Genomic DNA, 2,790 nt, shown 5'->3' on the forward strand with positions numbered 1-2,790 from the left:
TTAAGTCCCTTTTATTATTATCGATGATGACACCGAAATTCCGATTAAATATAACAGTTTATTAAGAGGCAAAATCCCTTCTTTCTACAAGATGAGATTAATCGCCCATAATTTTATAATGCAAATAGATTACTTTATTGTTCAATTTGAATCAATGACTTAAAAATCAAGGTGAGAGTGGTTGATGTGTGAAAGGCGGAATTATTCCTGCTTTCTTGTAGAAAGGAGGAAATACGGTATACTGTACAGGTATACAGTATATGTTTGAGGTTATTATGGCATCTCCATTTTTAAATTATATATCCGAGAAGATGCGTTTAAAGCGTTATGCTAAGAGAACGATTCAAAGCTATGTTTATTGGATCAAAGCTTATATAAACTTTAATGGTCAGCGCCATCCTCTGAGCTGCCATGATAAGGAAGTTGAGCAATTCCTCTCTTATTTAACAAACAAGCTTGATGTTGCACCTAACACGCAAGGTATAGCGCTTAATGCTCTAGTTTTTTTATATAGGGGAATTCTTTTAAAGCCCTTAACCCTTGAGCTCAATTTTAATAAATCTAAACAACATACAAAATTACCTGTGGTCTTAACCCAAGCCGAGGTAACGGCATTATTAACAAAGATAGTAAGTCGTTATGCTTTGCCGTGCCAATTAATGTATGGCAGTGGTTTACGTTTAATGGAGGTAGTCCATTTAAGGATTCAAGATATTGATTTTGACTTTCACGCGATTCAAATTTGGCAAGGGAAGGGCGGTAAAAACCGTCGTGTTACTTTAGCTAAAGAATTGTGTGAGTCATTGAAAGTACAAATCGCTATGGTGCAATCAATATATCAGCAAGATCAACTTAACCCAGATTATAAAGGCGTCTGGCTGCCTTATGCCTTAGCAAGAAAGAACCCCAGTGCCAGTAATGATGTGCAGTGGCATTATCTTTTCCCCTCTAACCGGTTAAGTACAGACCCCGAAACAGGTTTTGTGCGTCGACATCATATTGATGAAACAACCCTTAGGAAAGCAGTGAAGGTGGCAGCAAGAAATGGCGGTATAGATAAAAATGTTACTTGTCATACATTACGTCATTCATTTGCCACGCATTTATTACAGCGTGGAGCCGATATTAGAACGGTACAAGAGCAATTAGGTCATACCGATATTCGTACTACGCAAATATACACTCATGTGATTGAACATGGCGCGAATGGTGTACGCAGTCCGTTATCAGATTTGTTTTAGCTCAATAGGGGCTCGAAGGGTAACTTTGACGTATGAGAATAAAAAATCCGCACTGAAAAGTGCGGATTATTTTTTTACTTTAGTTTTACTTTTACTCTAATTTTTAATTAGGAGGGGTTAATGAAAGCGTCTAATACTTTGCATTAACAGACCTCAATTAGGCTTTTTTAGTTTTAATGTAGTCATTAACTAAGTCGGCTAAAATATTAAGTGGTACAGGACCATTTTTTAAAATGACGTCATGAAATTCACGAATATCGAATTTATCACCTAACTCAACCTTGGCATGTTCGCGTAGTTCAATGATTTTGTTCATACCAATTTTATAAGCCGTTGCTTGTGATGGCATAACTACATGGCGCTCTACCATTTTAACAGCATCAGATACCGAGTTTGGAGTATTGCTGGTGTAGTACTCTATACCTTGCTTAAGGGTCCACTTTTGCGTATGCATACCCGTATCAACAACTAAACGACATGCACGCCATAGTTCCATCGCTAGGCGACCAAAATCAGAATAAGGGTCTTGGTATAAACCAATTTCTTTTGGAATCATCTCTGAATACAATCCCCAACCTTCGGTATGAGCAGTATAACCACCAAATTTACGGAACATTGGAATACCCGTTAGTTCTTGCTTGATAGCTAATTGCATATGATGACCCGGAATACCTTCGTGGTACGCTAAGGCCGCCATTTGATAAACTGGCATAGCTTCCATATCGTAAAGATTGGCGTAATAAATACCAGGGCGTGAGCCATCTGGAGCAGGACGCTGATAAAAGGCTTTACCCGCAGATTGCTCTCTAAAGGCTTCAACCGCTTTTACTTTTAATGCTGCTTTTGGCTTGGTTAAAAATAAGGTGTCTAAACGGCCTTCCATATCATCGATAAGGGCAACGGCTTCATCGATATAACGTTGCTTTCCTTCTGCAGTTGCAGGGTAGTAAAACTGTTTATCGTTACGCATAAATTCGAAAAATTCATTCAAGTCGCCGTTAAAGCCAACTTTTTTCATAATAACGCGCATTTCATCATGAATGCGTGAAACTTCACTTAAACCAATGTTATGAATTTGCTCTGAGGTTAAGTCGGTAGTGGTGGTACGTTTTAAAGCATTGTTGTAAAAGGCTTCGCCATCAGGGAACTTCCATGCGCCATCACGGTTGTCAGCTTTTTGCTCAAGCGCCGTTAAGTAAGTTACTAATTGCTCGTAACCTGGTTTTAAGCTGTCAATCAATGCAGTTTTCACTTCAGCAATTAAGACTGATTTTTCTTCATCATTGATGCTTAGCTTGTTCACTTTACGGGTGAAGTCGGCAAAAATGGTGCTGTTTTCTGCTTGATCAAATGGTGCGCCAACTAGAATGTTTTTTGAGTCTCTAATAACGTGAGGAAAAACGAATTTAGGGGCAATAATGCCTCTTTCTTCACGTAATTTAAGCTGCTCAATAAGTTGTGTTAAAAGCTTTTTCGCGCCATGTACGCGGGCAATGTAATCTTGAGCTTCTTTTACATTACTGATTGAATGTTGGTTAATTAAAAATGC

General features: G+C 38.4%; 2 protein-coding genes. One reads left to right on the forward strand and one right to left on the reverse strand.

Annotation, left to right across the window (positions count from 1 at the left end; genetic code table 11):
- The first annotated feature begins 275 nt into the window (after window positions 1–275).
- Window positions 276–1,241 carry an integron integrase gene (locus HRT50_RS18480; RefSeq protein WP_291617247.1) on the forward strand — a complete coding sequence of 322 codons (966 nt, stop codon included), beginning with the start codon at window positions 276–278 and terminating at the stop codon, window positions 1,239–1,241.
- A 157-nt stretch (window positions 1,242–1,398) separates the two neighbouring features.
- On the opposite strand, the gene HRT50_RS18485 is transcribed toward HRT50_RS18480, so the two are convergent.
- Window positions 1,399–2,790 (reverse strand): DUF885 family protein (locus tag HRT50_RS18485; RefSeq protein WP_291617245.1); only part of this gene is annotated, 1,392 nt, incomplete at its 5' end.

The sequence above is a fragment of the Colwellia sp. genome (assembly GCF_013215345.1).
Classification (GTDB): domain Bacteria; phylum Pseudomonadota; class Gammaproteobacteria; order Enterobacterales; family Alteromonadaceae; genus Colwellia.